Raw genomic sequence first — 25,593 nt, 5'->3', positions numbered from 1 at the left:
GGTGGCGCGCCTGCGTTGGTCGACGCTCCAATTCCGCGCGCGAGCCGATACGATTGCCGTCGATAATCGTATCGGGTCGCGCCCGTCACCGCAGTCTCGCCTGACGGAATATTTCCGCGCTTGCCAAGGTCGCGTCGTCGGTTCAGAAAAACGCTGGAGCGAAAAACGCCAGCGGAGAGCGATTTGACCATCAAGGGCAAGGCCTACATTGCCGGGATCTACGAGCATCCCACCCGGCATGCACCCGATAAATCAACAGCACAGCTTCACGCCGAGGTCGCCAAGGGTGCGATCGAGGATGCCGGGCTGACCAAGGACGATATCGACGGCTATTTCTGCGCCGGTGACGCACCGGGCGGGCTGTGGCCGATGGTCGACTACCTCGGCCTCAACACCAGGAAGCTGCGTCACGTCGACTCCACAGAGACCGGCGGCTGTTCCTACCTGATCCATCTCGGCCACGCCGCCGAGGCGATCGCCGCGGGCAAGTGCTCGGTCGCGCTGGTCACGCTGGCGGGCAAGCCGCGCACTGGCCCGATGCCGCCGCGCGCCTCCGGCGCCGAGGCCGATTTCGAGTTGGCCTACGGGGCTACCACGCACAATGCCTATGGCATGTGTGCCATGCGCCATATGCACGACTACGGCACCACCTCCGAGCAGCTTGCCTGGATCAAGGTCGCGGCCTCGCATCACGCGCAATACAATCCGCATGCGATGCTGAAAGAGGTCGTCACCGTCGAGGACGTGCTGAACTCGCCGATGATCTCCGATCCGCTGCACCGGATGGATTGCTGCGTCGTCACCGACGGCGGCGGCGCGATGATCGTCACCACGCCCGAGATCGCCAAGAGCCTGAAGAAGCCGCTGGTGCGGCTGATCGGCCACGGCGAGGCGATGAAGGGCCCGCGCGGCGGCAAGGATCTCGATCTGACTTACTCCGCCGGTGTGTGGTCCGGCCCGCGCGCCTTCGAAGAGGCGGGCGTGACCCCGAAGGACATCAAATACGCCTCGATCTATGACAGCTTCACCATCACGGTGCTGATGCAGCTCGAGGATCTCGGCTTCTGCAAGAAGGGCGAGGGCGGCAAGTTCGTCGCCGACGGCAATTTGATTTCGGGCGTCGGCAAGCTGCCGTTCAACACCGATGGCGGCGGCCTGTGCAGCAACCATCCCGTCAATCGCGGCGGCATGACCAAGATCCTCGAGGCCGTGCGCCAGTTGCGCGGCGAGGCGCATCCGAAGGTGCAGGTGAAGAACTGCGACCTGGCGATCGCCCACGGCACCGGCGGTCTGCTCGGCGTTCGCCACGCCGCCTCTACCTGCATTCTGGAGCGTGCGTGATGTCTGAAGCGAAGAAGTACAATGCCCCGGTGACCAACCCGGAGACCGCGCCGTTCTGGGAAGCGGCGAAGGCGGGCAAGTTCATGATCAAGCGCTGCACCACCTGCGGCGAGGCGCATTATTTCCCGCGCGCGATCTGTCCGTTCTGCTTCTCCGACAAGACGGTGTGGGAAGAGTCGAGCGGCGAGGCGACGGTCTACACCTACAGCCTGATGCGGAAGTCGCCGACCGGTCCCTATGCGATCGCCTATGTGACGCTGAAGGAAGGCCCGTCGCTGCAGACCAACATCGTCGATTGCGATCTGGAGACGGTGAAGATCGGCCAGAAGGTCAAGGTGGTGTGGAAGCCGACCGACGGCGCCCCGCTGCCGTTCTTCACGCCGGCGTAATTTTTACCCTCTCCCCTTGTGGGAGAGGGTGCCTTCGCCGAAGGCGAAGGCGGGTGAGGGGTCTCTCTCCGCGCAGAGGATCTCTCTGCGGCGCGAACCCCTTACCGAAGCGAGTTTGCGATTTGCGCCGGTGTAGCCCTCTCCCACAAGGGGAGAGGGCGCAGTAACGAGCAGCGGCGAAGAAGAACAGAGTTCGGGGAGAAAACAACAATGCCAATCGTGTACGAACAGCTGATGGCCCTGAAGAACCTCGGCCAGAAGTACAGCTACAGCGATCGCGACGTGATGCTCTATGCCTACGGCATCGGCCTTGGCGCCGATCCGATGGACGAGAAGGAGCTCGCCTTCGTCAATGAGGGCGTGCTGACGCCGCGTCCGCTCAAGGTGGTGCCGACGTTTGCGTCGGTGGCGGCCTGGGGCGCCGGTCCCGGTGAGATGAACCTCAACCGCGTGATGGTGGTCGACGGCGAGCGCGACATCACCTTCCACAAGCCGTTTTCGACCGCGGCCCACATCACCGCCGACTCGACCGTGCTCGACGTGTTCGACAAGGGCAAGGACAAGGGCGCGGTGATCCGCCACCAGACCGTGCTTAAGGACGAGAAGGGCGAGAAGCTCGCCACGCTCGTCGCCTCGCGTTTCGCCCGCGGCGATGGCGGCTTCGGCGGTCCGTCCGACGGCCAGCCCGAGCCGCACAAGGTGCCGGAGCGCGCGCCCGACAAGGTGGTCGACATCAGCACGCGACCCGACCAGGCGCTGATCTACCGGCTCTGCGGCGACCGCAACCCGCTGCACTCCGATCCCGAGTTTGCCAAGAAGGCCGGCTTCCCGCGGCCGATCCTGCACGGCATGTGCACCTACGGCATCACCTGCCGCGGCGTCTTGCAAACCTATGCCGATTACGATCCCGCAGCCTTCAAGCAGCACGCGGCGCGGTTCTCCTCGCCGGTGTTTCCCGGCGAGACCGTGACCATGGAGCTGTGGAAGGACGGCAACGTGGTGTCGTTCGAGGCCAAGGTGAAGTCGCGCGGCGTCACCGTGATCAAGAGCGGCAAGACGGTGCTGGCGTAGCCACTTGCGCTGGTCGTCGGCTCCCTCTCCCCGCAAGCGGGGAGAGGCGAAGAAGAAACAACAACGGAGAAACAACCATGGGATTACTCGACGGCAAGGTGGCGCTGATCACGGGCGCGGGCGGCGGACTGGGTGAAGCCTACGCAAAACTGTTTGCGCGCGAGGGTGCGGCCGTGGTGGTCAACGATCTCGGCGGCCCGCGCGACGGCTCGGGCTCCGACAAGTCGATGGCCGACAAGGTGGTGGACGCGATCAAGGCCGAGGGCGGCCGTGCGGTCGCCAACGGGGCCGACATCTCGACGCTCGCCGGCGGCCAGTCGGTGTTCGACGACGCCATCAAGCATTTCGGCCGCGCCGACATCCTGGTCAACAACGCCGGCATCCTGCTCGACGAGACCTTCCACAAGGCCAAGGAAGCGAACTGGGACAAGGTGATGAAGGTGCATCTCAAGGGCACCTTCTGCTGCACCCAGCCGGTGTTCAAATGGATGCGCGACAATGGCGGCGGCGTCATCGTCAACACATCCTCGACCTCGGGCCTGATCGGCAATTTCGGCCAGAGCAATTACGGCGCTGCCAAGGGCGGCATCTGGGGCCTCTCCAACGTGCTGGCGATCGAGGGCCGCAAGTACAACATCCGGATCTGGACGCTGGCGCCGGGCGCGCTGACCCGCATGACCGCGGACCTGCCGCGCTACAAGGAGAATCCGGGTGCGGCGCTAGGTCCGGACGGCATTGCGCCGGCCGTGCTCTACATGGTCAGCGACCTCTCCGGCGACCAGACCGGCAAGGTGCTCGGCGTCTCGGGCCCGCGCGGGGTCCGCGAGATGCGGATGATGGAAATGGAGGGCTGGAAGCCGCCCTTTACCGGCTGGAAGGCCGAGGACATCGCCACCCACGCCAAGGACATCTTTTTCTCCGAAGAACAGATCAAGATGGGCGCGCGGCGGTTCTGATGTATACCGTCATTCCGGGGCGATGCGTCAGCATCGAACCCGGAATCTCGAGGTTCCGGGTCGGGCGCTTGCGCGCCATCCCGGAACGACGGACCAGAGGATAACAAATGACCAAACTCACCGCCCAGGCCGCTGGAACCTTTGCGATCGCGCCGACCCCGTTCCATGACGACGGCCGGATCGACGAGGCGTCGATCGACCGGCTGACCGATTTCTACACCGAGGTCGGCTGCGACGGCGTCACGGTGCTGGGCATTCTGGGCGAGGCGCCGAAGCTCGATGCCGCCGAGGCCGAGCAGGTCGCGCTGCGCTTCGTCAAGCGCGCCAAGAAGCTGCAGGTGATCGTCGGCGTCTCGGCGCCGGGCTTTGCCACGATGCGCTCGCTGGCCAAGAAGTCGATGGATGCGGGCGCCGCCGGCGTCATGATCGCGCCGCCGCCGCATCTGCGCACCGACGACCAGATCACAGGCTATTTCAAGCAGGCGCAGGAAGCGATCGGCGATGACATCCCCTGGGTGCTGCAGGACTATCCGCTGACGCTGACCGTCGTGTTCACGCCCGCCGTGATCCGCAAGATCGTGATGGATTCGCCGTCCTGCGTGATGCTCAAGCACGAGGACTGGCCGGGCCTCGAGAAGATTTCGACCTTGCGCAACTTCCAGAAGGACGGCTCGCTGCGGCCGCTGTCGATCCTGGTCGGCAATGGCGGCCTGTTCCTCGATTTCGAGATGGAGCGCGGCGCCGACGGAGCGATGACCGGCTATGCTTTCCCCGAACTCCTGATTGATGTCGTCAACCTGTCGAAGGCGGGCAAGCGCGACGCCGCGCATGATCTGTTCGACGCGCATCTGCCGCTGATCCGCTACGAGCAGCAGCCGGGCGTCGGCCTCACCGTGCGCAAATACGTGCTGCAGAAGCGCGGCATCATCTCCTCCAGCGCCCAGCGCAAGCCCGGCGCCGTGATCACGGCGCAGGCGAGGGCAGAGGTCGACTATCTGCTCTCCCGCGTGGCGCGCGTCGACCGCCGCGCAAATTTGCAACCGCAATCCAGTGCAGCAGGCTAATAATGACCGAGATCGTTGCCCCCCGCCTTGCTTCGACCGTGCTGCTGCTGCGTGACGGCGGCAGCAGCGAAATCGAAGTCTTCATGATGGTCCGCCATCACCAGATCGAGTTCAACTCCGGCGCGCTGGTGTTTCCGGGCGGCAGCGTCGACAAGAACGACAAGGAGATCGCCGCCGATCCCGCGCTGTATTCGGGCGGGGCAGGGCTCGACGGCGACGCGCTCGGCTTCCGGATCGCGGCGATCCGCGAGACCTTCGAGGAGAGCGGTATCCTGCTGGCGCGGCCGGCATGCTCGAAGGCTCTGATCGACGCCAGGCGCGCGAACGAGATCGCGACCGCGCACCGTGCGGCGCTGAACGAAGGCAAGATCAGCTTCCTCAAGGTGCTCGCGGACAATGGTATGGTGCTCGCGCTCGACGAGCTCGTGCCATACGCGCACTGGATCACGCCGGAGGGCATGCCGAAGCGCTTCGACACCTGGTTTTTCCTGGCCGCGGCGCCGCCCGAGCAGCTCGGCGCCCATGACGGCAAGGAATCGACTGACTCGATCTGGGTATCGACGCGCGAGGCGCTGGAGGGCGGCGAGACCGGCCGCTTCAAGCTGCCGTTCCCGACCACGCGCAATTTGATCAGGCTCGGCAAGCAGCCGAACGTCGGCGCCGCGCTCGCCGACAGCCGTGGCAAGCCGATCGTCGCCGTGATGCCTGTCATGACCAAGACCGCCACTGGCCGCCAGCTCCGCATCCCCAAGGAAGCCGGCTACGACGGCGAGGTGTTCGACGTCGGCGCGCTGGGGTAGGATTCCACAAACAGCGCAGCACATTCGGTGTCGTCCCGGCGAACGCCGGGACGACGATGGGATTCACACTTCGGTCTGAACCGAAGGATTATCACCTCGCATCACTGTAGATTCCGTCTCCACCATCGAGTCGGAATCCTCAGCCCATGACCACCACCCCACGCCAACCCAACATGGGCTTCGAGCTGGCCCTGCTGCTCGCGCTCGCCACCCTGTGGGGTGGCTCCTACACCTTCATCAAGCTCGGGGTCGCGACCATCCCGCCGATCACGCTGATCGCGGCGCGCACCGCGATCGCGGGGCTGTTGCTCGTCGTCCTCATGCGGATGCGCGGCGTCACGATGCCGACCGACAGCGCGACTTGGCGCCGCTTTATCTTCCAGGCTTGTCTCAACAGCGTGATTCCGTGGACGCTGATCGCCTGGGGCGAGCGTTTCGTCGATGCCGGGCTGGCGACCATTCTCAATTCGGCGTCGCCGATCTTCACCTTCCTGTTCACCGCCGCGATCACCCGCCACGAGGCCGCGAGCCCGCGCAAGCTGTTCGGGGTCATCGCCGGGATGGCGGGGATCTGCCTGATCGTCGGCGTCGATGCGTTCCGCGATCTCGGGCAGGGCATCGTGGCCGAGGTCGCGATCGTCGCCGCCACGATCTGCTACGCCTGCGCCGCGATCTTCAGTCGCGGCTTCAAGGGGCTCGATCCGATGGCGCCGGCAGCGGGCTCGCTGCTCGCGGGCGCGGCTATCCTGATTCCGCTCGGTCTGGCCGTCGAGCGGCCCTGGACAGTGACACCGTCGACGACGTCGCTGCTGGCGTTGCTGGCGCTTGCGGTGTTCTCGACCGCGATCGCCTTCGTGATCTACTTCCGCCTGATCCAGACCCTCGGCTCGGTCGGCACCACCGCACAGGCCTATCTGCGGGTGCCGATCGGGGTTGCGCTCAGCGTCACGTTCCTCGGCGAACGGCTCAGCCCGACGGCGTGGATCGGGCTCGCCTGCGTCGTCGTCGGCGTTGCCGCGATGACCATTCCGGCGCGAAGAACCGTCGCTGCATGAGGTCATAGCCGCGATGACGATCCCGGCGCGGAAAACAGCAACGCCCTGAAGTTTCGTCTCCCGAAACCGGTGCCTTGCTGCCGCCGGGCAATCCCTGCATCCTGCCGGCAACGAGATCACAGGGCGGGAACAGGACGATGCTGCGGCGGATCAGCCTCATTGCCGGTGCGTGCGTGATGCTGCTGGCATTGGCGGGCACGGTGCGCGCGCAGGACTTCCCGAGCCGGCCGGTCCGCATCGTGATTCCCTATGCGCCCGGCAGCGTCGCCGATGTGTTCGCGCGGATCATCGCGCAGGACATGCAGGAGCAGTGGAAGGGCACCATCGTCGTCGAGGCCAAGTCCGGCGCCAACGGTTCGATCGCGGCCGAGGAGGTCGCGCGGTCCGCGCCCGACGGCTACACGTGGCTGCTGGTGACGACCTTCTTCACCGCAAGCCCGGCGTTGAACACGCAGCTGCGCTGGGACCCGGTCAGGGATTTCGTGCCGGTCGGCCAGATCTGTCTCGCGCCGAACTTCTTCATCGTGCCGACCTCGCTGCCGGTGAAGTCGGTCGCCGACTATGTCGCGCTCGCCAAGGCCAAGCCGGGCACGCTGAACTACAGCCATCCCGGCAAGGGCTCGACCGGCCACCTCGGCTTCGAGCTGTTCAAGCGGCTGGCCGGGATCGACGTTACCGCGATCGGCTACCGCGGCTATCCGCAGATGGTGCCCGACATCGCGAGCGGCCTGATCACCTCGAGCTTCCTGTCGGCCAACCAGGCGCTGGCCCAGGTGCAGTCCGGCAGCATCCGGATCATCGCCGCGATCAGCGACGGCCGCTCGAAGTATTTCCCTGAGGTGCCGACCATGGCCGAGCAGGGCTTTGCCGAGGCGCAGGTGACGCCGTGGTTCGGCTTCGTGGTGCCGGCAGGCACGCCGCGGCCGGTGGTCGAGCGCATCAGCGTGGCGCTGGAAGCGGCATTGGCCTCCGACGACGTGCGGAAGAAGCTCGATGTCGCCGGCTGCGACGCCAGGAGCGCGCCGCTCGCGCACTTCGCCGACATCATCAAGGCGGACGTCGCGCTCTGGGCCAGGGTGGTCAAGGAGGCAGGCATCCCGCCGGACTGAGCCCTTTGCACTGTGCCGAAATCGGCCACCGGTGCCCGCCCGGGTGACAGAGATCACACCGCCGGGAGGTCGGGCCTACAGCATGTTTCCCCAAAGCCCGTAATTTCCCGTATATTGGGGCGCATTGGACCCCGGCCTTGATGACATGACCGCTGAATTGCCGCCGAATTCGCAAGCGCCGCGTGCGTTCTCCCTCTCGATTGGCCAGCTCACGTTCGGCAGCTTCCTGCTGGTGCTGGCTGTGATCATCATCACATCCACCGCCAGTGTGATCGCGATCCGCCATATCGATACGACCTTCGCCGAGCTGCAGCGGCTGCAAAGCGTCGGCGACATCGCCGAGGATATCGACCGCCGCACCAACGAGCTGCGGCTGGCTGCGCGGGACTTCGTCACCGAGCCCGGCAACCAGTCGGCCCAGGTCGCCCAGGCCGCCCAGTCGCTGAGCGAGATCCTGAAAAAGACCCGGATCGAGCTGGCGCCCGAGCAGCAGGACATGATCGACGGCGTCACCCAGCGGCTGGCGACCTATCGCAGCGGGATCGAGCGTATCTCGGCGTTGCTCAGCCGCCGCGCCGAGATCGTCGCCGGGCTGCCGCCGCTGCGCGACGCCTTCGACAAGGCTGTCGCCGCGAGCAACGATGCGGCGCTGGCCAACGCGCTCTCGCAGATCCAGAGCCGCGTTGCCACCGCGCTGCTGGCGCACAACACCTCGGCCGCCGAGCAGGCGGCGCAAAGCATGCGGGCGATGACCATCGCCGATCCGACGCTGCGCAGCGCCGTCGACAAATATGCCGAGGCGATCAGCGCGATTTCGGTGCGCGAAGGCCAGATCGCCGACATCGACCGCGAGGTGCTCGGCGCCGAAGGCGTGTTGATTCAGAAGGTCACCGAGCTGCTGCGCGAGCTCAGCTCCCGCCGCGGCCATGTGCTGTCGCGCGATTTCGCGCGGACGCTGGCCGAAGCGAAATGGCAGAGCATCGTGCTCGGGACGGCGGGCGTGCTGATCGGCCTGTTCGCCGCGGTGCTGGTGGTTCGCCGCACCGTTCGCCCGCTCGCCCGGATCGCCGGCTCGATCCGCAAGGTCGCCGGCGGCGAGAAGAGCGCCTTCATCCCCGGTGCCGATCTCGACAACGAGATCGGCGACATCGCCCGCGCCGCCGAGGTGTTCCGCCAGACCCTGGTCGACGCCGACAGCGCCCGCGAGGCGGCGCTGCGCGCGCTCGCCGAGCAGCGGCTCGCCGAGGAGAGCTACCACAAGCTGTTCGAGGCGTCGGTGGAGGGCATCTATGTCACGACGCCGGGTGGCACGCTGCTCAACGCCAATCCGGCGCTGGCGCGGATGATGGGCTACGCCACGCCGCAGGACCTGATCAACGGCATCGACGATATCGCCACCACCGTGTATGTCGATCCGGCGGCACGCGAGCAGTACCAGCGACTGATGCAGCGCGACGGCACGGTGCGCGACTACGAATACCAGGTGCGCGCGAGCGACGGCACCGTGCTGTGGCTCTCGGATTCGGCGACCGTCGTGCGCAACGACGTGGGCGAGGTGATCCGCTACGAGGGCACGGTGCGCGACATCACCGACCAGAAGCGCGCCGAAGATGCCATCGCCGAAGGCCGCCGCATGTTGCAGATGGTCATCGACACGGTGCCCGCCGTTATCAACGTCAAGGAACGCAATTTGCGTTACGTGCTGATGAACCGCTACATGGCGGGAATCTTCGGCATCGAGCCGCAGGATGCGATCGGCCAGACCACCGCCGAGCTGATGTCGCGCTATGGCGCGGCCAAGACCGACGAGAACGACAAGCGCGTGCTGTCGGCGCGGCGCGAACTCGGCTTCTATGAAGAAGAGTACAAGGACGCCGCCGGCAACATGCGGCAATGGCTGGTCAACAAGCTGCCGATCCTCGACGCGCAGGGCGAGATCGAGAACATCGTCACGGTGGCGCTCGATATCGGCGAGCGCAAGCGCTCCGAGCAGGAGATGCGCAAGGCGAGGGATTCCGCCGAAGCCGCGCTGCGCAACCTCCGGGAAACCCAGAATTCGCTGATCGAGGCCGAGAAGCTCGCCGCACTCGGCCGTCTGGTGGCCGGTGTCGCCCATGAGGTCAACAACCCCGTCGGCATCAGCCTGACGGTGGCGTCCGCGCTGGAACGCAAGACTGCGAATTTCGCGAGCCAGGTCGAGCGCGGCGACCTGCGGCGCTCGAGCCTCAACGATTTCCTGAACACGGCCCGGGACGCGTCGTCGCAGCTCGTCGCCAATCTCAACCGCGCCGCGGAGCTGATCCAGTCGTTCAAGCAGGTCGCCGCCGACCGCAACTATTCGGACCAGCGCACCTTCGATCTCGGCGATCTCACCGAGCAGGTGGTGATGAGTTTGCGGCCCGGCCTGCGCAAGCACAATCTGACACTCAACATCGATTGCGAGCCGAACCTGATCATGAACTCCTATCCGGGACCGTATGGCCAGGTGCTGACCAATCTGTTCCTCAACGCGGTCGCGCATGCGTTCCCGGACGGCAAGGCCGGCGAGGTCGAGGTCCGGGTCCAGGCGTCCGGCGGCGACAATGTCGAGGTGATCTTTGCCGACAATGGCTGCGGCATGAGCCTCGACGTGCGCCGCCGCGCCTTCGATCCGTTCTTCACCACGCGGCGCGATCAGGGCGGCACCGGGCTCGGCCTGCATATCGTCTACAGCATCGTCACCACGCGCCTCGGCGGCCGGCTCTCGCTCGATTCCGCGCCGGGCAACGGCACCCGGATCCAGATGATCCTGCCGCGCGTCGCTCCGTTGGAGCAGGCCGCGGAGTAGGGACGCGCGCTCCCGACCAAGAGCATCGATATTCGACCAGCATCGATCAATGCGCGAACGGCATTGGACCGTCAGCGACAACGCTCCTACGGCTCGCTCAGCCGGCCTGCCGATCAACGGCCGGCGCGAGCAGGGGAGAAACGACATGATCTCACGGCGCAATCTGGTTGCCGGCATCGGTGCGGGCGTGGCGAGCGCAGCCGCCAATCGCGCGATGGCGCAGTCGTTTCCATTCAAGCCCAATCAGCGCTATCCGGATCCGGCCATCGAGATCCTCGATCCGGCCTTTGCCAAGTACCGGCTCTACAGCTCGACGCTGGAGCAGGTCGCAACCGGCATGCGCTGGGCCGAAGGGCCGGCCTATTTCCCGGAAGGCGGCTATCTCTTGTTCAGCGACATCCCCAACAACCGCATCATGAAGTACAGCGAGAAGGACGGCAGCCTCAGCGTATTCCGCAGCCCTGCCAACTTCGCCAACGGCAACACCCGCGACCGCCAGGGGCGGCTCGTCACCTGCGAGCATTCGGTGACGCGGCGGATCACGCGCACCGAGAAGAACGGCAAGATCACCGTGCTTGCCGACAATTTCGAGGGCAAGCGCCTCAACTCGCCGAACGACATCGTGGTGAAGTCCGACGACACGATCTGGTTCACCGATCCGGTGTTCGGCATCGCCGGCGAGTGGGAGGGCTTCAAGGCCAAGCGCGCGCAGGACAGCACCAACGTGTTCCGCATCGGCACCGACGGCAAGCTGACGGCGGTCATTACCGATCTTGTCAATCCCAACGGGCTTGCCTTCTCGCCGGACGAGAAGAAGCTCTATGTCGTCGAGTGGAAGGGCACGCCGAACCGCAGCATCTGGAGCTACGACGTCAATGCCGACGGCACCGTCTCCAACAAGTCCAAGCTGATCGACGCCGCCGATCAGGGCTCGCTCGACGGCTTCCGGGTCGATCGCGACGGCAATCTGTGGTGCGGCTGGGGCAGCAACGGCGCGCTGCAGTCGGAACCGACTGACGTCGGCGGCCGCAAGGTCTATCAGCTCAAAGGCAAGCCCGAGGATCTCGACGGCGTGATGGTGTTCAGCCCGCAGGGCAAGCCGCTCGGCTTCATCCGCCTGCCGGAGCGCTGCGAGAACCTGACCTTCGGCGGGCCGAAGAACAACCGCCTCTACATGGCGTCGTGCCACTCGATCTACGCGCTCTATGTCGACGCGCATGGCGCGACGTGAGGCGACTGCTGCGCTTCGTTCGCCGTGACTTCTCTCACCGTCATCCTTGTAAGTCAGGACGTGCTGGATGACGGTCTGTTAGCTTCGGATCGCTAATTGATATCCGCGAGTTTGTGCAGCGTTGCGCCGAAGATCAGGCTCGCCTTGCCGACCAACGCGGTTCCGCTCATCGTCCCGCGGGTATCGGTGAAGGTGCCGGAGACGCCGATGCCGACTGGCGCAGGCCCGCCAAACAACGGATTGTCGGTGTCGCGCGGCGTCGTGTGGCGTTGCACAAGGACCTCGCCCTTGAACGCGTCGCCCTTCACCGTGTAGCTGCCGGTGTAGTATAGATAGGCGTCGCCGCCCAGGATCTGGCCGTCGCGGAAGAGAATGACGCCACTGCCCTTGCCGACGCGTCCGTCCAGCAGGGTGACGTGAATTGAGTACAGCCCGTTTTTCATAACGTCCCATTTGCCGGCCGCCGCGCCCACGGCAAGCCGGTTGGTTTTTTATGCCAAAGCGAGCAACCTCGTGCAATGCGGCAGGTTGATTCCCGGGTGTCCGGAGTGGCCGTGAACCCTCGGTTCCTGCCAGGCGGTGTGACGGCGCGATGACAGCGGACCGTGCGCGCGAATCGGACTGGCCCGCGAAATGCATAGCTCTGGTTGCACTGGCCGGTGAGTGCTGGAGCAACATACATGACAGACAGGATGGAAGCTGGCGGCCGCCTTGCGGGCCGGTATGACGATCCCGGAACCCTGACCCGCCGTCGCGGCGGCCGGATGCGGGTCTCCCTGCCGCTCGGCATGGTCGCGCTCTTGTCGGTCGCCGCTGCGCAGCTTGCGCAGGCGCGCGATCCCGACGGCCGCTACGCCAATTCGCCGCTGAAGGAATGGTTCGACGGTCTGCGTAGCGGCAAGGGGCCGTGCTGCTCGGATGCCGACGGCAGCGCCGTCAGCGACGTCGATTGGGAATCGAAGGACGGACACTATCGTGTGCGCCTCGATGGAGCCTGGATCGATGTCCCCGACGAGGCCGTGGTCACCGAACCCAATCGGGTCGGCCGCGCCATGGTCTGGCCGATCAAGAGCTACATGGGTATGACGATCCGCTGCTTCATGCCCGGCAGCATGACTTGAAGCGTTTTCGAGCGAAGTGGGGTACCGGTTCGCTTAAAGAAAACGCGTCAAAACAAAAAATCCGGAGCCCGTTCCGATCCAATCGGAACGGGGCTCTGGCGCCTCGCTCACACGTACTTGTTGTCGCGCTCAAGTAGCTCGATCGAGATGCCCTGCGGGCCGCGGATGAAGCAGATCCGCACGCCGGGACGGATCGTGGTCGGCTCCTTGGTGAACTCGACGCCCTTGGCCTTGATCTCGGCCGCGACCGCGTCGATGTCCTTCACCGTCAGCCCGAAATGATCGAGCCCCTGATACGGCGTCACCGGCGGCGCGTTGACGCCGTCGCCCTGCGTCACCTCCGCGATGAACACCTTGGCGCCGCCGAGCTGAACGTCGATGCGGCCGGGACCGCGGATGATCTCGCCGCCGAGGATGTCGCGCAGCCAGGTCGCGGTGGCCTCGGGATCGGGACTGCGCAGATGGACGTGGTCCCAGGTGACGACAGGCATTGCGAACTCCTTATTGTTTCTCGTGCCGCTTGGGTGCGCGGCATTCGCTCGCGGGCGGCGCAAAATAGCGAGCAGCCGGCTGCGATGCCATCCCTCCGTGGCGCCTGTCGCAAGATTGTCGTCCCGGAATGAAACCATTCCCGGCGTCAGCGATTGTTCTCGCGTGGCCGCTCGACCTGTAGCCGTCCCCGATGCCGCTCGCTGCGATGACTGCGGCATCCTTGCTGGCGGCTTGATCGGGCGTCGAGGGTGAGGGCACGACGATGCGGATCGGCTTGGCGTCGTTTCGAAGATTTGGCGCCGGACGTCTCGGTGAGCGCGGCTTCTATGCCAGTCTGCTGCTGCCGCTGATCGCGCTGGCCGGAATCTGTGCATGGTTCATGCTCCCCGAGCCCAGCGACGCCGGAGACCAGGGTGTCTGGCCGGTGTCGTCAGCCACAATCCGCGCCGCACAGAATACCGCGACCGGGGCGCAAACCGCCGAGGTCGCAAAAGATGCGCTGGCCGTACCGGCAGATGAGCCGGCCACCGTCGGGGTGGCGACCGCTCCGCCGGCGGCAGCGGAGATCCAGCCGTCGGAGCCCGGCTCCGACAGGTTGCCGGTCGACAAGCTGCGGATCGCATCGCAAATCTGGCAGCGCGGCGGGCTCGGTTCGAAGGCGCTGGTCACCATGACGCTGCGCAATGCCAATGATTTCGCGGTGAAGGACATCGAGATCGCCTGCGCCTTCATCCGCCGTGACGGCAGCCCCGTGACGGAGCGCAAGCGGCTCATCCCCGACACCATTGCCATGAAGAGCCGCAAAACCTATTCGCGGATGCTCATCGGGTTCGTAAACGTCAATGCAAACAAGGCCAAATGCACGGTCGTGACCGCCAGCCGCCTCTAAACCCGCATCTCGAAAAAGTGACCGGGAATTGACTTGGCGGGTGAACCGTAACGGCCGGGCAGGAACTAACTAATAAGCCGACCGTTAGAGAACGACCCGGAAGCGCCGATGGCGACTTTCGGGTGATCATGCGCAGACGATGAACTCGCCGCGCGATGACTAATGTCGTCGCGCCGAGATGAACCGCGCCCGCTGCGCGCGGGGGGGAGCTTCCAAAATGCCTGTAGCGCGTTATTTCCTGTACGTTGGTGGAGTGCTGCTCGCGCTGCTCTTCGTCGTGACCGCAATCGTGCCGCAGGAGACCGTGGTCCCCGGCCAAAGCCAGACCATCTCGTCGCCCGGTGTCGACAAGAGCATGGTACGGATCCGGTCGACCCAGAAACTGCCGGAGCGGGTGGTCTACGACACCAACCTGCCGACCATTATACCGTCCCAGGTGAACGCGGTCGCCGCGGCCATCCCGCCGGCGACGGGCGACGCGTCGGCGCAGGCCCGCGTCCGCAACACCTTTGCCCAGTTCATTCCGCCGGAGAAGGCTGACGCGCAGAAGGCCGTGGCCGAGGCGAAGCCGGCCGAGCAGCCGGCGCAGGCACCGAAGAAGCGCAAGGTCGCGCGCTACCACAGCCATCCCCAGCAGCCGATGCGGTTGGCACAGCCCGGTATGTATCAGCCCTACCGCGTCGCGCAGCAGCAACCGCGGATGGGCTTCTTCGGCGGCTTCGGAACCTGGTAGGCAAGGGCCGCCGCAGCCGGCAATCGATCCGCCGCCGCAATCACTTGCGGCGGCATTTTCATGTCCCGCGACAGCAGCCGGGCCGCCGGCGCAATTAGCGCGGCAGGCGCGGAATCTTGTCGGCGAAGCCGTTGTAGCAGGTCAGCCGCTCGTCCTCTTCCTTCACGAAGCGGCATTCGTTGACGCCCTTGGCAGGGGCGGCCTTCGGCTTCGGCTGCGGCTTGAAGATGTCGTCGTAGCAGATCAGCCGCTCCTTGGTGGCGTCGTCGATGTCCTGACAGGCCTGGAGCTTCTGGGCGACCGACTGCGGCTTGCCCGGCGCGGCCGCCTTCTCGCCCTTCTTGGCGGCCGATTTCTTGCCGACCTGGACCAGCGGCTTGTCGCCGACCATCGGCTGCGAGGCCGCCGCCGGCTTGTCGGCGGAGGCGGGGGGTGGAGTGGTGCCTTGAGCAAGCGCCGCAGCCGGGCAGAAGAGCGCCAGCGCGAGGATGATATGTCTCATGTCGAAAATGTCCGAAATGGCGTGATGACCGGAAGGATTGCGCCGGGGATCGGAAAAGCCCGGCAAGTGCCGAGGCTTATCGCAAGTTTTGTCCGAATCCTACCCCCAGAGATGGTCCGCCTGGCACCGATCCACCGGCAAAAACAAGGGCAAGTCGCCGCCGGTCCGGCCGCAAGGCAGCGTGATTTGCCTTTGCCGCGCCGGGCGGCTATCAGGACGCCATCTGCGCGACTGGCGCTTGGATGGACCACCATCGGGGAGCGCAGAGACTGAACGCCGCGCGCCTGGGCACCGCTTCGAAACGGAGGTGCCATGACGGCGAACATTCTCGATGGGCATGCACATGCCCAGATTGTCATCGACAAAATTGCGAACGAACTGGACCGGCTGCCGCGCGCGCCGGGACTTGCGGTCGTGCTGGTCGGCAGTGACCCGGCGAGCCAGATCTATGTGCAGAGCAAGGTTAGGATGGCCGGGCGGCTTGGGTTGCGCGGCGAGGTCGAGCGCCTGCCTGATGACGCCAGCGAGGCCGATCTGCTGGCCAGGGTCGCGGCGCTCAATGCGCGCGACGACATCGACGGCATCCTGGTCCAGCTGCCGCTGCCGGCGCATATCGACGCCCTGCGGGTGATGGCGGCGGTCGATCCAGCGAAGGATGTCGACGGCCTGCACGCGCTGAACGCAGGCCGGCTGTTTCACGGCGACGATGCGCTGGTGCCGTGCACGCCGCTCGGCTGTCTCCGGCTGATCAAGTCGATCCGGCCCGATCTCACCGGCGCCCATGCCGTGGTGATCGGCAGCTCCAACATCGTCGGCAAGCCGATGGCCGCGCTGCTGTTGCAGGAGCAGGCGACCGTGACCCAGACCCACATCCACACAAGAGGCATCAGCAAGATCTGCCGCCAGGCCGACATCCTGGTCAGCGCGGTGGGCAAGGCTGGGCTCGTGCGCGGCGACTGGATCAAGCCGCAGGCCATCGTGATCGACGTCGGCACCACGCGCGTCGAGAAGCCGGACGGCGGCTACGCGGTGTGCGGCGACGTCTCCTTCGACGAGGCGGTGCAGGTCGCGGGCGCAATCACGCCGGTGCCGCGCGGCGTCGGCCCGATGACGATCGCCTGCCTGATGGAGAACACCGTGAAGGCCGCAAAGGCGAGGGCGGCCCGGCTGCAATAGCGCGGCATGCGTACGGCGAGGCGCGAGCGGCCGATGTCGCTCGCGGGCCTGCGCGAAGTTCATGACGTCTGAGGTAATGGAAAGCCCGCGGCGTTCCGATATCGTCGCGCGACAGATGGAGGCGCGCGATGCTTTATGCGGAAGATCTCACCGAGGGCCAGACCTTCAAGCTCGGCAGCTACACGATCGGCGAGGCCGAGATCCTGGAGTTCGCCGGGAAATATGATCCAGTGCCGATCCATACCGATCCCGTCGCAGCCGCTGCCGGCCCGTTCGGCGGCCTGATCGCGAGCGGCTTCAACACCATTGCGATCTATCAGCGGCTGGTCGTGGAGGCGATCTGGAGCAAGGTGGCGGGCATCGTCGGGCGCAGCTTCGAGATTCGCCTGCCGAGCCCGGTTCGCCCGGGGACGACGCTCACCGGGCAATCCGAGATCCAGAAGATCACCATCAGGCCGGAGCGGCGCGACGCGGTCGTGATCTTCAAGACGGAGCTCTTCAACGACGAGCAGCGCCCCGTGCTCGTCCTCGTGCTCGATGCGCTGATCCATATGCGCCCGGTGGAGCAGGGTCGGACATAGGCTCTGCATACAGGAAACCCCGAGGTCATCGGCCTCGGCTTATCGCGCTTGGACAGGTGCCTTGCATTACATGGTACCTTGCTATATATAGTCCCTGTGACGCGCAGGAGTTCGATGGCGGAATCGACGATCCAGGTTCAGCTCAAGAAGGGAGCGCTCGAGATGTGCGTGCTGGCGCTGCTGGCCCGTGGCGAAAGCTATGCCTATGAGATCGCGAGCACGCTCGCCTCGGGCATCGGCATGGGCGAGGGCACGATCTACCCCTTGATGCGCCGCATGCAGGATGACGGGCTGGTCGATACGCGCCTCGTCGAGTCGAACAGCGGCCCGCCGCGGAAATACTACCGGCTGACGACGGCCGGCCGCGCGGCGCTCACGGCCCAGAAACGCGAATGGCAGGCGTTCACGGACGCGGTCGATCAGCTGCTCGGAGAGCGCAAATGAACAGGGCCGTGTTCCTGCGACGTCTCTCCGACGGGTTGGCCGGCGTTCCGGCGCGCGAGGCCGAGGACATCCTCGATGACTACAGCGCCTATTTCGACGAGGGCGTTGCGGCCGGGCGCAGCGAAGAGGACGTCGCTGCCGCGCTTGGCGATCCCGCACGGCTGGCGCGCGAGCTGCGCGCCGAGACCGGCCTTAAGCGCTGGGAAGAGGACCACAGCCTGCGCAATTCGGCCTCCGTGCTGCTGGCGCTCGGCGGTCTCGCCGCGGTCGACATTGTCCTGCTGCTGCCGCTGCTGTTCGCGGCGCTGCTCACTGTGCTGATTCTCGGCCTCGTGATGTTCGTGCTCGGCATCGTCGGGCTTGGACTCCTGGTCAGCGTCTTCAAGCTCGCGGGCGTCGCGTCGATCGCGAAGCTGGTGCTGCGCACGGTGGCAGGCATCGGCCTGATCTCCGCCAGCGGCGGGATCGCGTTGCTGCTGCTGTTCGCCGTCAATGCCGCGGTCGGCAAGCTCGGCAGCTACGCGCGGCTGCATTACCGACTGCTCAAGCCGGAACAGCACGCCGGCTAACAGCGCCGGCATCAGGAGGATTGCGACGATGCCCGGATCACAGATTCTCAATCCAGCTCAAACCCTCGATCGCCGCAGCGTGCTGGCCGGGCTTGGCGCAAGCCTGATCGTGCCGCCGGGCGCGTCAGCGCAACCGTCGGCCGAGGATATTGCCCATCGCCTCGCGCAGGCCGAGAGCGCCGGCAGGATCAGCGGGCTGCACGCGCTGCTGGTGAGCCGAGGCGGCAGGCTGGTGTTCGAGCATTACGGCAACGGCGACGACGAGTCGGAGATCCAGGGGCGGCTCCGCGACGTCGCGTTCGGTCCTGATGTCCCGCACGATCTGCGTTCGGTATCGAAGAGCGTGATTGGTCTCGTCTATGGCATCGCGCTTGCGGCCGGCAAGGTGCCGCCGCCCGAGGCGAAGCTGTATGACCAGTTTCCCGAATACGCCGATCTCGCACGCGAGCCAGGCCGCGACCGCATCACCATCCATCATGTGCTGTCGATGACGCTCGGCATCGAGTGGGATGAACTCACAATCCCCTATGGCAGCGATCTGCGCAATTCCGAGATCGCGATGGAAGCCGCACCGGACCGCTTCCGCTTCATCCTCGAACGGCCGATCATTGGCGAACCGGGCACGCGATGGGCCTATTGCGGCGGCGCTACCGCGCTGCTGGGCCGTTTGATCTCGCGCGGCACCGGCGAACCGCTGCTCGCCTATTGCCGCCGCGTGCTGTTCGAACCGCTGGGCTTCGGTGCCGTCGATTGGGCGCAGGGACGCGGCGACGGCCAGTATCGCGCAGCATCCGGCCTGCGGCTGTTGCCACGCGACCTCATGAAGATCGGCGAACTCGTTCAAGCCGGAGGCGCGTGGGGCGGGCAACAGGTCGTACCGCGCGACTGGCTGAAGCGCGCACTCGTGCCGGCCGTCGTAATCCCCGACGGACGCCGTTACGGGTATCATTGGTACCTCGGTGCGTCCTTCGCGGCGGCCTTGCCGCACCCGGAGCGCTGGGCTGGCGGCATCGGCTGGGGCGGGCAGCGCCTCTATGTATTTCCGGCGCTCGATCTTGGCGTCGCGCAATGCTGCGGCAATTATGACAAGTCGGCGGCCGAACAGCGGCGCATCAATGACGCCATCGTTGACGAGATCGTGCTGCCCGGCATCTAGTCGACCTGCGGTGCAGGCATTGCCTTGGGCGGATGTGCGGACGTGAAACGCAGCAAGCAGACGCGCGAAGTGATCGACGGCAAGCGGCGCAAGGCCGAGGAGTGGCGTCGCTTGCAGGCGCAGAACGCCGCCGAGAAGCAGCGTCTTCGCGAGTACAGGGTTGCGCTCGCGCGCGACCAGGTTCCCGTCGATACGACGCGGCTGGCGCCCTCGAACAGCTATTCGATCCCCGGTTTCGTCGAGCGCGGAACCTATCGGCCGGAGCCGTTCGTCTGCAAGGATTGCGGCGTGGCCGAGGTCTGGACGCCGCTTCAGCAGAAATGGTGGTACGAGACCGCGAAGGGCGACGTGTTCACCAACGCCGTGCGCTGCCGGGCCTGTCGCAGCAGGGAGCGCGCACGCAAATCCGCCGCGCGCCGCGTGCATCTGGAAGGGCTCGCCAGGAAGAAGAAGCCTCCCGCATCGTGAAGACAGGCGAGACGTCGCGCCGAGCGTCACGCATCGATCGACAGGGAACCCGCGCGCAGGGCGGTCAATGCGTCGCGCGTGCGGAACGTTTCGTTGCCTGATCGGTTCGAGACTTCGAAGCCCCCGAACGCGGGGTGGGCGGGGAGGCAACCAGCCAAGGAAACCGTTCAAGGAAACCGTTCAAGGCCGGAACCAACGAGAAGGAGCAGCGGATGAAGCTCAATTCCACGCAAGTCAAGCAGACCATGTCGCAAATGAACGCCCAGGTGCTTCCGGATGATCATCCGGCCGTGGCGCAACTGAACAGCGTGTTTGGCGAGCACACATTCTTCGTCGATACCAGCGGGCTCAAGGTCCTCGAACCCGCGCAGACCTCCGACAGGCCGGGGCAGACCGGTGAGGTCGTGAGCCTCGCCGAATGGAGCGATCCGGAGCTGACGTCGCTTCGGCCGCACGAGCCCGAGCCGACCGGCGTGCTCATCACGCTTGAACCCAGCAAGCACTGACGCGCGCTCGAGCGCAGTGGGTCGTGCCGCATCATTCGGCACGGCGATCGGCCGCTGATGGCGATAGCCCCGCCTCGTCAAGAGGTGCCGAAAGTCACATGGCAAATCAGCGCCGCCTGCGTATGCATCGGTTCGAGATGGGTATCCAGGCGGTGAGGGGCAGATGGGGATCGTGCGGCGCTGGAGCTCTGACGAGGACGAAAAGCTCAGAGAGCTCGCCAGGGCCGGCAAGAACGCTCTCGAAATCAGCAACGAACTGACCCGCAGCGCTTCGGCCGTGCGTCGGCGCGCCGAGGTGCTGTCGGTCCTCATCATGGCGAAGGCGTTTCGCGCGCGCCCGTCGCATGTGGCCACCCATCTCGAACGAGTCGCGATCGACGCGATCCGCAATCGCCGTCCGTTTCCCGCGGGCGTCGGCCCAAGCACCATTGCCGGAATGATCGAGAAGGGTTGGATCGTCCCGGAGATGGGGCGAAGATATTGCGTCACCGACGCCGGCGTGGAGGCGGTGCGCCGCAAGATCCCGAGCGGGTGAGCGGACGGGCAAATCGGCCCGCCACGGGGGCTGTGACGTACGCCAAGCCATGCCATCTTCCTGATGGCCGCCTTGTAGCGGCGAGCGCATAGACTGGCCACGGACTGGTCGCGGCTCCCGGAGGACATCGGCGGTGTCGGGCGAAAGCAATCTGGCGAAATTGTTGCGGGACATGAATCCCGTTTTGGGCGAGGGCGTCTTCGTGTTCTGCACGTTGGCGGCCGACGAGGGCATTCCGGCGGACATCACGCCGCAGCTGACGTTTCGCGAACCGGAAGGCCTGACCGTCGTGCTGCGGCGCGAGGAAGCAGAACGCGCCGGGTTTCGCTACCAGTTTGTTTGCCGCCTGATCATCTTGACGGTCCACTCCTCGCTTGAGGCGATTGGCTTTCTCGCCGCAGTCACGGCGCGTCTTGCGAAAGCAGGCATTAGCGTGAATGCGGTGTCGGCATTCCATCATGATCATTTGTTCGTGCCGGAGCATCGGGCGGATGAAGCCGTCGTCCTTCTGCGCGACATGTCCGCACAGACCTGAACACCGTGCAGGCGGGAGGACAGGCGGGGTTAATTGTGATCGAGCCCAATATTCTGCGCCCGAGACGAGCGCTTGCGCCGTTGAAGGAGAGGGGACACTGAGAGCCGGCGGTCTCCGGTATGTCCAACCATCCGGCCGATCGCACCGATGCTCAACGTCCAGCAAGCTCCAGCCGACCGCTACCAGCGTTTCGCCGATCTCGCGCCTTTCGTCGGCGAAGCGATCGACACCATTGCCGCGTTGACCCCGGCCCAGCGGGTCGATGTGGACTTCCTCGAACGGGAGTTCATCCCTGCGCTCGGGCTCAATGACGAGCTGCTGCACGAGCAGCCGCCGGAGCTTGCGCCGAGCTTCGGCAAGGGCCTCCACCTTTGGCAGTATCCGAACCAGCTCGCGCCGTATCTGGCCTGGCTTGCGCGCAACGCATCCGGCATCTCGTCGTATATGGAAATCGGCTGCCGCTGGGGCGGCATGTTCATCCTGGTTGCGGAGTGGCTCCGGAACAGCGGTGCCGAGCTCAAGACCGTGATCGCGCTCGATCCGATCGCGCCGACGCCGTTCATCTCGACCTATTTCGATCTACTGCAAGAGCAGGCTGATATCGAGCCGATCTACATGCAGGACTTTTCAACCTCGCCGCTGGTCGGCGCGCATGTCGGCCGGCTCAAGCCCGACTTCGTCTTCATCGACGGCGATCACAGCCTGCGCGGCGCGCTGCAGGACCATCTCCTGGTGCGCGCCCACGCCAGCATCATCGTGCATCACGACATCCACTCGCAGGCCTGTCCGGATACGACCTTGCTCTGGAAGGCACTGAAGGAGTTCGAAGCACCTGGCTTCGATACGTTCGAATTCACCAGCCAGTATCCGTCCGTCAACGGCGCGTTCCTCGGCATCGGCGCGATGAAGCGGCGGTCCGCATAGGACAGGCCGGGCCTAAGGCGTCGGCGGCGTCTCGAACGCTCGCCAACCCGAGAGCCTCAGATCTCCGCGAATGCCTGATGGCCGCGCACCTCTTTCTCCCAGCCCCACGAGCTGTCGGTGCAGGACTGGAAACTTCGCAGCAAGCGTTCCGCTGCTCGGGGGATCGCGCGTATCGGTCACGGTCAGGCTGACCAGGTGATAGCCCGATCCGAAGGTCTGTTCGAACGCGCCTGGGTCGACCTTGCGGATCGTGTTCGGATCGTCGATGTCGTCGAAGGTGACGAGCGTCGGTGTTCGGCCGGGAGGAAAGCTGCCATCTGGCCGGACGACATCCGGCCTGAGATATGACCAGAGCGGCATCCCGTCGAGCGGATAGTGCAACGGCAGGAAGACGTGTCGCCGGCTGCCAAGGTCGACGTGAGGCGCTTCACCGGTTTGCCATGTGGTGCTCGTGACTGCGGCCGGATACCACCACGGTGCGTGGTTGTTGACCATCTCGATCACGGATGCGCCGCGCGCCGTGCCGTGCGGCGTTGCCACCTCGATCGCAACCCGCTTGCGGGTCGGCTTCGATGAGGAGGAGCCGCCGAACACCAGCAGGTATCCGCCGCCGAGCACAAGTAGCCAGATCACAAGGCGCCGGGTCAGGTTGGTCCGCTGCATGCGCTGCTCCATGCCCTGGCGATCTCACCGATCGGCCCAAGGACGCAGCAGCTATCCTGGAGCATCTCTCCAAAGGTCTGATTAATGGGCGGCGACTGGCCGGTCGCCCAGATTGAGCTTGCTCTTGTCGCCACCGGCCCAGGCCAGCGTCTTCGGATCCATCACGCGGAACCAGAGCGGCGGGATCGCAGCGAGCCCGAACATGCCGGTGTAGCCGTTCGGCAGCCGGGGGATGTCGTTGAAATCGCGCAGCGACTGGTAGGGGCGCATCGGGTTGGCGTGGTGGTCCGAGTGCCGTTGCAGGTGGAACGTCATCAGGTTCGAGACGATGTGGTTGGTGTTCCAGGAGTGGCGCGGTTCGACCGCCTGATAGCGGCCGTTCGGCAGTTTTTCGCGCAACAGGCCGTAATGTTCGACATAGTTGGCCTGGGTCAGCGCGTACCAGCCGAGGAAGTGATGCGCGACGATGAACGGCGCGACCTTCCAGCCGAACAGCGCAATCAGGATCGCCGCGACGACGAGCGTCAGCGCAAAGCCCTGCAGGATCTCGTTGTTGACCGACCAGACCGGCTCGCCGCGCCGGGTCAGCCGTTCGGCCTCATTGCGCCAGCCGCGCTTGAAGGCGCCCGGCAGTTCGCGCGTTGCGAACGCATAGATCGATTCACCGAACCGTGCGCTGGCGGGGTCCTCGGGCGTTGCGACCCAGGTGTGGTGGCCGCGATTGTGCTCGACGCGGAAATGGGCGTAGCCGACCGCGCAGTTGGCGAGCATGCCGAAGAAGATGTTGAGCCGATCCGCCTTGTGGCCGAGCTCGTGCCCGATCAGCAGCGCGCCGCCATTGATGGTGCCGACGCCGAGCAGCAGCGCGACATAGGACCACCACGGCAGCTCCTGCGTGCCGAAGAAGGCGATCAGGGCGACGTAGTTGATCCAGGGAAACGCTACGGTGATGCGTGCAAGCCGCAAGTAATACGGATCGGCTTCCATCGCGGCGACCACCTCCGCCGGCGGATTGTGGGTGTCTTCACCGAAGAGGACATCGAGCAGCGGGATCAGGATGAAGATGAAGACGAACGGAATCAGCGTCACCACCGGATTGTGCGTCCGCAGGAAGAGCCAGTAGGACAATAGCGGGATCAGCGGCGGGATGAACGAGAGCATCCAGAGATAGCGCTTGCCGTCCTTGTAGGAGATCGTTTCGCCAGCGGCATTGGTGCCCGTGAAGATCATCGCATTCCCTCCAGAATCTCGTTCGTGCCGGCATTCGCCGTTGTTGCCGCAAGGATGCCGCGAGGCGGGCCTGCGCCGCCAGTTCCCAACAGGCCAATTTTGTGGCATTTTGCGCCAAAACCTGAGGGGCTGGACGTTCGCGAGGGAGGGCGCCGAGGCAATGCAGGGATCGGAGGCGGATGCCCTTCGCACGCCGGTGTCGGCGAGCTATGCGCGGGCGCTGGTGCGGGCGTTCGGCAAGACGCGCGGTGAGCGCGATGAGCTGCTCAAGGGCACCGGCGTTGAGCAGCAGCTGCTTGACCAGCCCGGCGCACACATGCCGGTGTCCGCGCTGGTGATCCTCGCCGCCAATATCACCCGCCTTCATGGCGAGCTGTGGCCGTTGTCGGCCGCGGCAGTGTGGTCGACATCGCTGCAAGGGGCGCTCGACGTGGCGACCCGGACGGCGCCGACCATCGAGGACGCGTTGAGCACCGGCGCGCGCTTCGGGTCGACCCGCGCCCCCTTCATTCGCAACCGGCTGCGCCGAACAGCGCGCACGATCCAGATCGAAATCTCGCCTGCGGTGCCGATGGAAGGCGCGCTGTGGCGCGCCGTGGCACTCGCCGTCAGCCTCAATGTGCACGCGGTGTATGTGCAGTTGCTTGAGGATTCGATCGACCAGGCGAGGCTGCAATTTCCCTGGCCGCCGCCCGCGGGTGCGGAGCAGCTGGTGCAGCATTATTCGTGCGCCGTGACATTCAACGCGGCGGCCTTCAGCTTCGAGGTGCCGAAAGAACTGTGCGCGCGGCCATCGCCGTTTGCCGATCCGGAATTGCACGCCAAGGCGATCGAAGCCCTGGAGGCGATCGAGAAGCCGCGCTCGGACAGCGCCGCGCTGGCGCGGATGGTCGAGAGCCTGATTGCCGCGCGCCTGCCGCATCGCCTCGGCGAAGAGGACGCCGCGCGTCTCGTCGGCACCTCGCGGCGCACGCTGGTGCGGCGGCTGGCGGAGGCCGGCTGCGCCTTCCGACCGCTGCTCGACGGTGTGCTGCGCGAGCGCGCGCGGACCATGCTCGCGGCGGGCACCCAGTCGCGCGACGAGATGGCGGCCGCGCTGGGCTACACCGATGCAACGAGCTTCAGCCGCGCTTGCCGGCGCTGGTTCGGCGAGAAGAACGTGCGCGGCGAGCAGATCAAGTGACGCGCGTCACGCTTTGCGACGCATCGAGTAGAAGAGGTGGCGC

29 protein-coding genes and 1 riboswitch are annotated in these 25,593 nt (G+C 65.6%); of the genes, 24 read left to right on the top strand and 5 right to left on the bottom strand.

What is annotated here, in order from left to right; translation table 11 throughout:
* Positions 1–183: 183 nt before the first annotated feature.
* The 10 genes from BI327_RS02455 to BI327_RS02410 all read left to right on the top strand — a co-directional run bounded on the left by BI327_RS02455 (position 184) and on the right by BI327_RS02410 (position 11,843).
* Entirely contained in the window at positions 184–1,341 is a 1,158-nt protein-coding gene (locus BI327_RS02455; RefSeq protein WP_076858214.1) for a thiolase domain-containing protein, read from the top strand.
* Entirely contained in the window at positions 1,341–1,730 is a 390-nt protein-coding gene (locus BI327_RS02450; protein WP_021080623.1) for a Zn-ribbon domain-containing OB-fold protein, read from the top strand. The genes BI327_RS02455 and BI327_RS02450 overlap by 1 nt, the downstream gene beginning before the upstream one ends.
* A gap of 210 nt (positions 1,731–1,940) precedes the next feature.
* Entirely contained in the window at positions 1,941–2,801 is an 861-nt protein-coding gene (locus tag BI327_RS02445) for a MaoC family dehydratase (protein ID WP_076858213.1), read from the top strand.
* A gap of 77 nt (positions 2,802–2,878) precedes the next feature.
* Positions 2,879–3,757, top strand: a complete 879-nt coding sequence (locus BI327_RS02440; protein WP_076858212.1) for an SDR family oxidoreductase — start codon at positions 2,879–2,881, stop codon at positions 3,755–3,757.
* A gap of 107 nt (positions 3,758–3,864) precedes the next feature.
* Positions 3,865–4,821 (top strand): dihydrodipicolinate synthase family protein, encoded by a 957-nt coding sequence (locus tag BI327_RS02435; RefSeq protein WP_076858211.1) that lies wholly within the window; start codon positions 3,865–3,867, stop codon positions 4,819–4,821.
* A gap of 2 nt (positions 4,822–4,823) precedes the next feature.
* Positions 4,824–5,621, top strand: coding sequence for an NUDIX hydrolase (locus BI327_RS02430; protein WP_076858210.1), 798 nt, complete (start codon positions 4,824–4,826; stop codon positions 5,619–5,621).
* Between the two features lie 146 nt (positions 5,622–5,767).
* On the top strand, positions 5,768–6,676 hold the full coding sequence (locus BI327_RS02425) for a DMT family transporter (RefSeq protein WP_076858209.1): 909 nt from the start codon (positions 5,768–5,770) through the stop codon (positions 6,674–6,676).
* A gap of 137 nt (positions 6,677–6,813) precedes the next feature.
* Entirely contained in the window at positions 6,814–7,785 is a 972-nt protein-coding gene (locus tag BI327_RS02420) for a Bug family tripartite tricarboxylate transporter substrate binding protein (protein WP_076858208.1), read from the top strand.
* A gap of 145 nt (positions 7,786–7,930) precedes the next feature.
* Positions 7,931–10,612 carry a PAS domain S-box protein gene (locus BI327_RS02415; protein ID WP_076858207.1) on the top strand — a complete coding sequence of 894 codons (2,682 nt, stop codon included), beginning with the start codon at positions 7,931–7,933 and terminating at the stop codon, positions 10,610–10,612.
* Between the two features lie 145 nt (positions 10,613–10,757).
* Complete coding sequence (locus tag BI327_RS02410) at positions 10,758–11,843, top strand: SMP-30/gluconolactonase/LRE family protein (protein ID WP_076859130.1); 1,086 nt, start codon at positions 10,758–10,760, stop codon at positions 11,841–11,843.
* Positions 11,844–11,935: 92 nt separating this feature from the next.
* Here BI327_RS02410 and BI327_RS02405 read toward each other — a convergent pair whose 3' ends face one another.
* Positions 11,936–12,286, bottom strand: coding sequence for a GrlR family regulatory protein (locus BI327_RS02405; protein WP_026192881.1), 351 nt, complete (start codon positions 12,284–12,286; stop codon positions 11,936–11,938).
* Between the two features lie 321 nt (positions 12,287–12,607).
* Here BI327_RS02405 and BI327_RS02400 point away from each other — a divergent pair, with 321 nt between their 5' ends.
* Positions 12,608–12,964 (top strand): hypothetical protein, encoded by a 357-nt coding sequence (locus BI327_RS02400; RefSeq protein WP_394329839.1) that lies wholly within the window; start codon positions 12,608–12,610, stop codon positions 12,962–12,964.
* A 107-nt stretch (positions 12,965–13,071) separates the two neighbouring features.
* Here the strand turns inward: BI327_RS02400 and BI327_RS02395 are convergent, their stop codons facing one another.
* Entirely contained in the window at positions 13,072–13,455 is a 384-nt protein-coding gene (locus tag BI327_RS02395) for a VOC family protein (RefSeq protein WP_076858206.1), read from the bottom strand.
* A 263-nt stretch (positions 13,456–13,718) separates the two neighbouring features.
* Between BI327_RS02395 and BI327_RS02390 the strand changes: the two genes are divergently transcribed.
* Both BI327_RS02390 and BI327_RS02385 read left to right on the top strand, forming a co-directional pair.
* Positions 13,719–14,345 carry a hypothetical protein gene (locus tag BI327_RS02390; protein ID WP_076858205.1) on the top strand — a complete coding sequence of 209 codons (627 nt, stop codon included), beginning with the start codon at positions 13,719–13,721 and terminating at the stop codon, positions 14,343–14,345.
* Between the two features lie 217 nt (positions 14,346–14,562).
* A complete protein-coding gene (locus tag BI327_RS02385) occupies positions 14,563–15,078 on the top strand; it encodes a hypothetical protein (protein WP_076858204.1) in 516 nt (171 codons plus the stop codon).
* A gap of 94 nt (positions 15,079–15,172) precedes the next feature.
* Here BI327_RS02385 and BI327_RS02380 read toward each other — a convergent pair whose 3' ends face one another.
* Positions 15,173–15,580: a hypothetical protein gene (locus tag BI327_RS02380; protein WP_076859126.1), complete on the bottom strand. Its 408-nt coding sequence runs from the start codon at positions 15,578–15,580 to the stop codon at positions 15,173–15,175.
* A 217-nt stretch (positions 15,581–15,797) separates the two neighbouring features.
* Positions 15,798–15,877: riboswitch (ZMP/ZTP riboswitch) on the top strand.
* Positions 15,878–15,892: 15 nt separating this feature from the next.
* Here BI327_RS02380 and BI327_RS02375 point away from each other — a divergent pair.
* The 10 genes from BI327_RS02375 (at position 15,893) to BI327_RS02330 (ending at position 22,474) form a co-directional block, all read left to right on the top strand.
* Positions 15,893–16,756, top strand: a complete 864-nt coding sequence (locus tag BI327_RS02375; protein ID WP_076858203.1) for a bifunctional 5,10-methylenetetrahydrofolate dehydrogenase/5,10-methenyltetrahydrofolate cyclohydrolase — start codon at positions 15,893–15,895, stop codon at positions 16,754–16,756.
* 128 nt (positions 16,757–16,884) lie between these two features.
* Positions 16,885–17,337: a MaoC/PaaZ C-terminal domain-containing protein gene (locus BI327_RS02370; protein WP_076858202.1), complete on the top strand. Its 453-nt coding sequence runs from the start codon at positions 16,885–16,887 to the stop codon at positions 17,335–17,337.
* 114 nt (positions 17,338–17,451) lie between these two features.
* The gene (locus BI327_RS02365) at positions 17,452–17,781 is read left to right on the top strand and encodes a PadR family transcriptional regulator (protein ID WP_076858201.1); all 330 of its coding nucleotides are present in this window, start codon (positions 17,452–17,454) and stop codon (positions 17,779–17,781) included.
* Positions 17,778–18,350, top strand: a complete 573-nt coding sequence (locus BI327_RS02360; RefSeq protein WP_076858200.1) for a DUF1700 domain-containing protein — start codon at positions 17,778–17,780, stop codon at positions 18,348–18,350. Before BI327_RS02365 ends, BI327_RS02360 begins: the two co-directional genes overlap by 4 nt.
* 28 nt (positions 18,351–18,378) lie before the next feature.
* Complete coding sequence (locus BI327_RS02355) at positions 18,379–19,506, top strand: serine hydrolase domain-containing protein (protein WP_083741886.1); 1,128 nt, start codon at positions 18,379–18,381, stop codon at positions 19,504–19,506.
* Between the two features lie 42 nt (positions 19,507–19,548).
* Positions 19,549–19,974, top strand: a complete 426-nt coding sequence (locus tag BI327_RS02350) for a zinc-ribbon domain containing protein (protein WP_076858199.1) — start codon at positions 19,549–19,551, stop codon at positions 19,972–19,974.
* Positions 19,975–20,186: 212 nt separating this feature from the next.
* Complete coding sequence (locus BI327_RS02345; protein WP_076858198.1) at positions 20,187–20,480, top strand: hypothetical protein; 294 nt, start codon at positions 20,187–20,189, stop codon at positions 20,478–20,480.
* Positions 20,481–20,643: 163 nt separating this feature from the next.
* Positions 20,644–21,015 (top strand): hypothetical protein, encoded by a 372-nt coding sequence (locus BI327_RS02340; RefSeq protein ID WP_076858197.1) that lies wholly within the window; start codon positions 20,644–20,646, stop codon positions 21,013–21,015.
* 133 nt (positions 21,016–21,148) lie between these two features.
* Entirely contained in the window at positions 21,149–21,550 is a 402-nt protein-coding gene (locus BI327_RS02335; RefSeq protein ID WP_076858196.1) for an ACT domain-containing protein, read from the top strand.
* A 147-nt stretch (positions 21,551–21,697) separates the two neighbouring features.
* Positions 21,698–22,474 carry a hypothetical protein gene (locus BI327_RS02330; RefSeq protein WP_076858195.1) on the top strand — a complete coding sequence of 259 codons (777 nt, stop codon included), beginning with the start codon at positions 21,698–21,700 and terminating at the stop codon, positions 22,472–22,474.
* A gap of 12 nt (positions 22,475–22,486) precedes the next feature.
* On the opposite strand, the gene BI327_RS02325 is transcribed toward BI327_RS02330, so the two are convergent.
* Positions 22,487–23,149: a hypothetical protein gene (locus BI327_RS02325; protein WP_076858194.1), complete on the bottom strand. Its 663-nt coding sequence runs from the start codon at positions 23,147–23,149 to the stop codon at positions 22,487–22,489.
* A gap of 69 nt (positions 23,150–23,218) precedes the next feature.
* The gene (locus tag BI327_RS02320) at positions 23,219–24,367 is read right to left on the bottom strand and encodes an alkane 1-monooxygenase (RefSeq protein WP_076858193.1); all 1,149 of its coding nucleotides are present in this window, start codon (positions 24,365–24,367) and stop codon (positions 23,219–23,221) included.
* A gap of 160 nt (positions 24,368–24,527) precedes the next feature.
* On the opposite strand from BI327_RS02320, the gene BI327_RS02315 reads away from it, so the two are divergent.
* Complete coding sequence (locus BI327_RS02315) at positions 24,528–25,550, top strand: helix-turn-helix domain-containing protein (protein WP_076858192.1); 1,023 nt, start codon at positions 24,528–24,530, stop codon at positions 25,548–25,550.
* Positions 25,551–25,593 lie beyond the last annotated feature (43 nt).

Source organism: Bradyrhizobium mercantei (assembly GCF_001982635.1).
GTDB lineage: Bacteria > Pseudomonadota > Alphaproteobacteria > Rhizobiales > Xanthobacteraceae > Bradyrhizobium > Bradyrhizobium mercantei.
The sequence above is the reverse complement of the archived record's forward strand: the minus strand, read 5'-3'. Positions and strand labels throughout refer to the sequence as shown.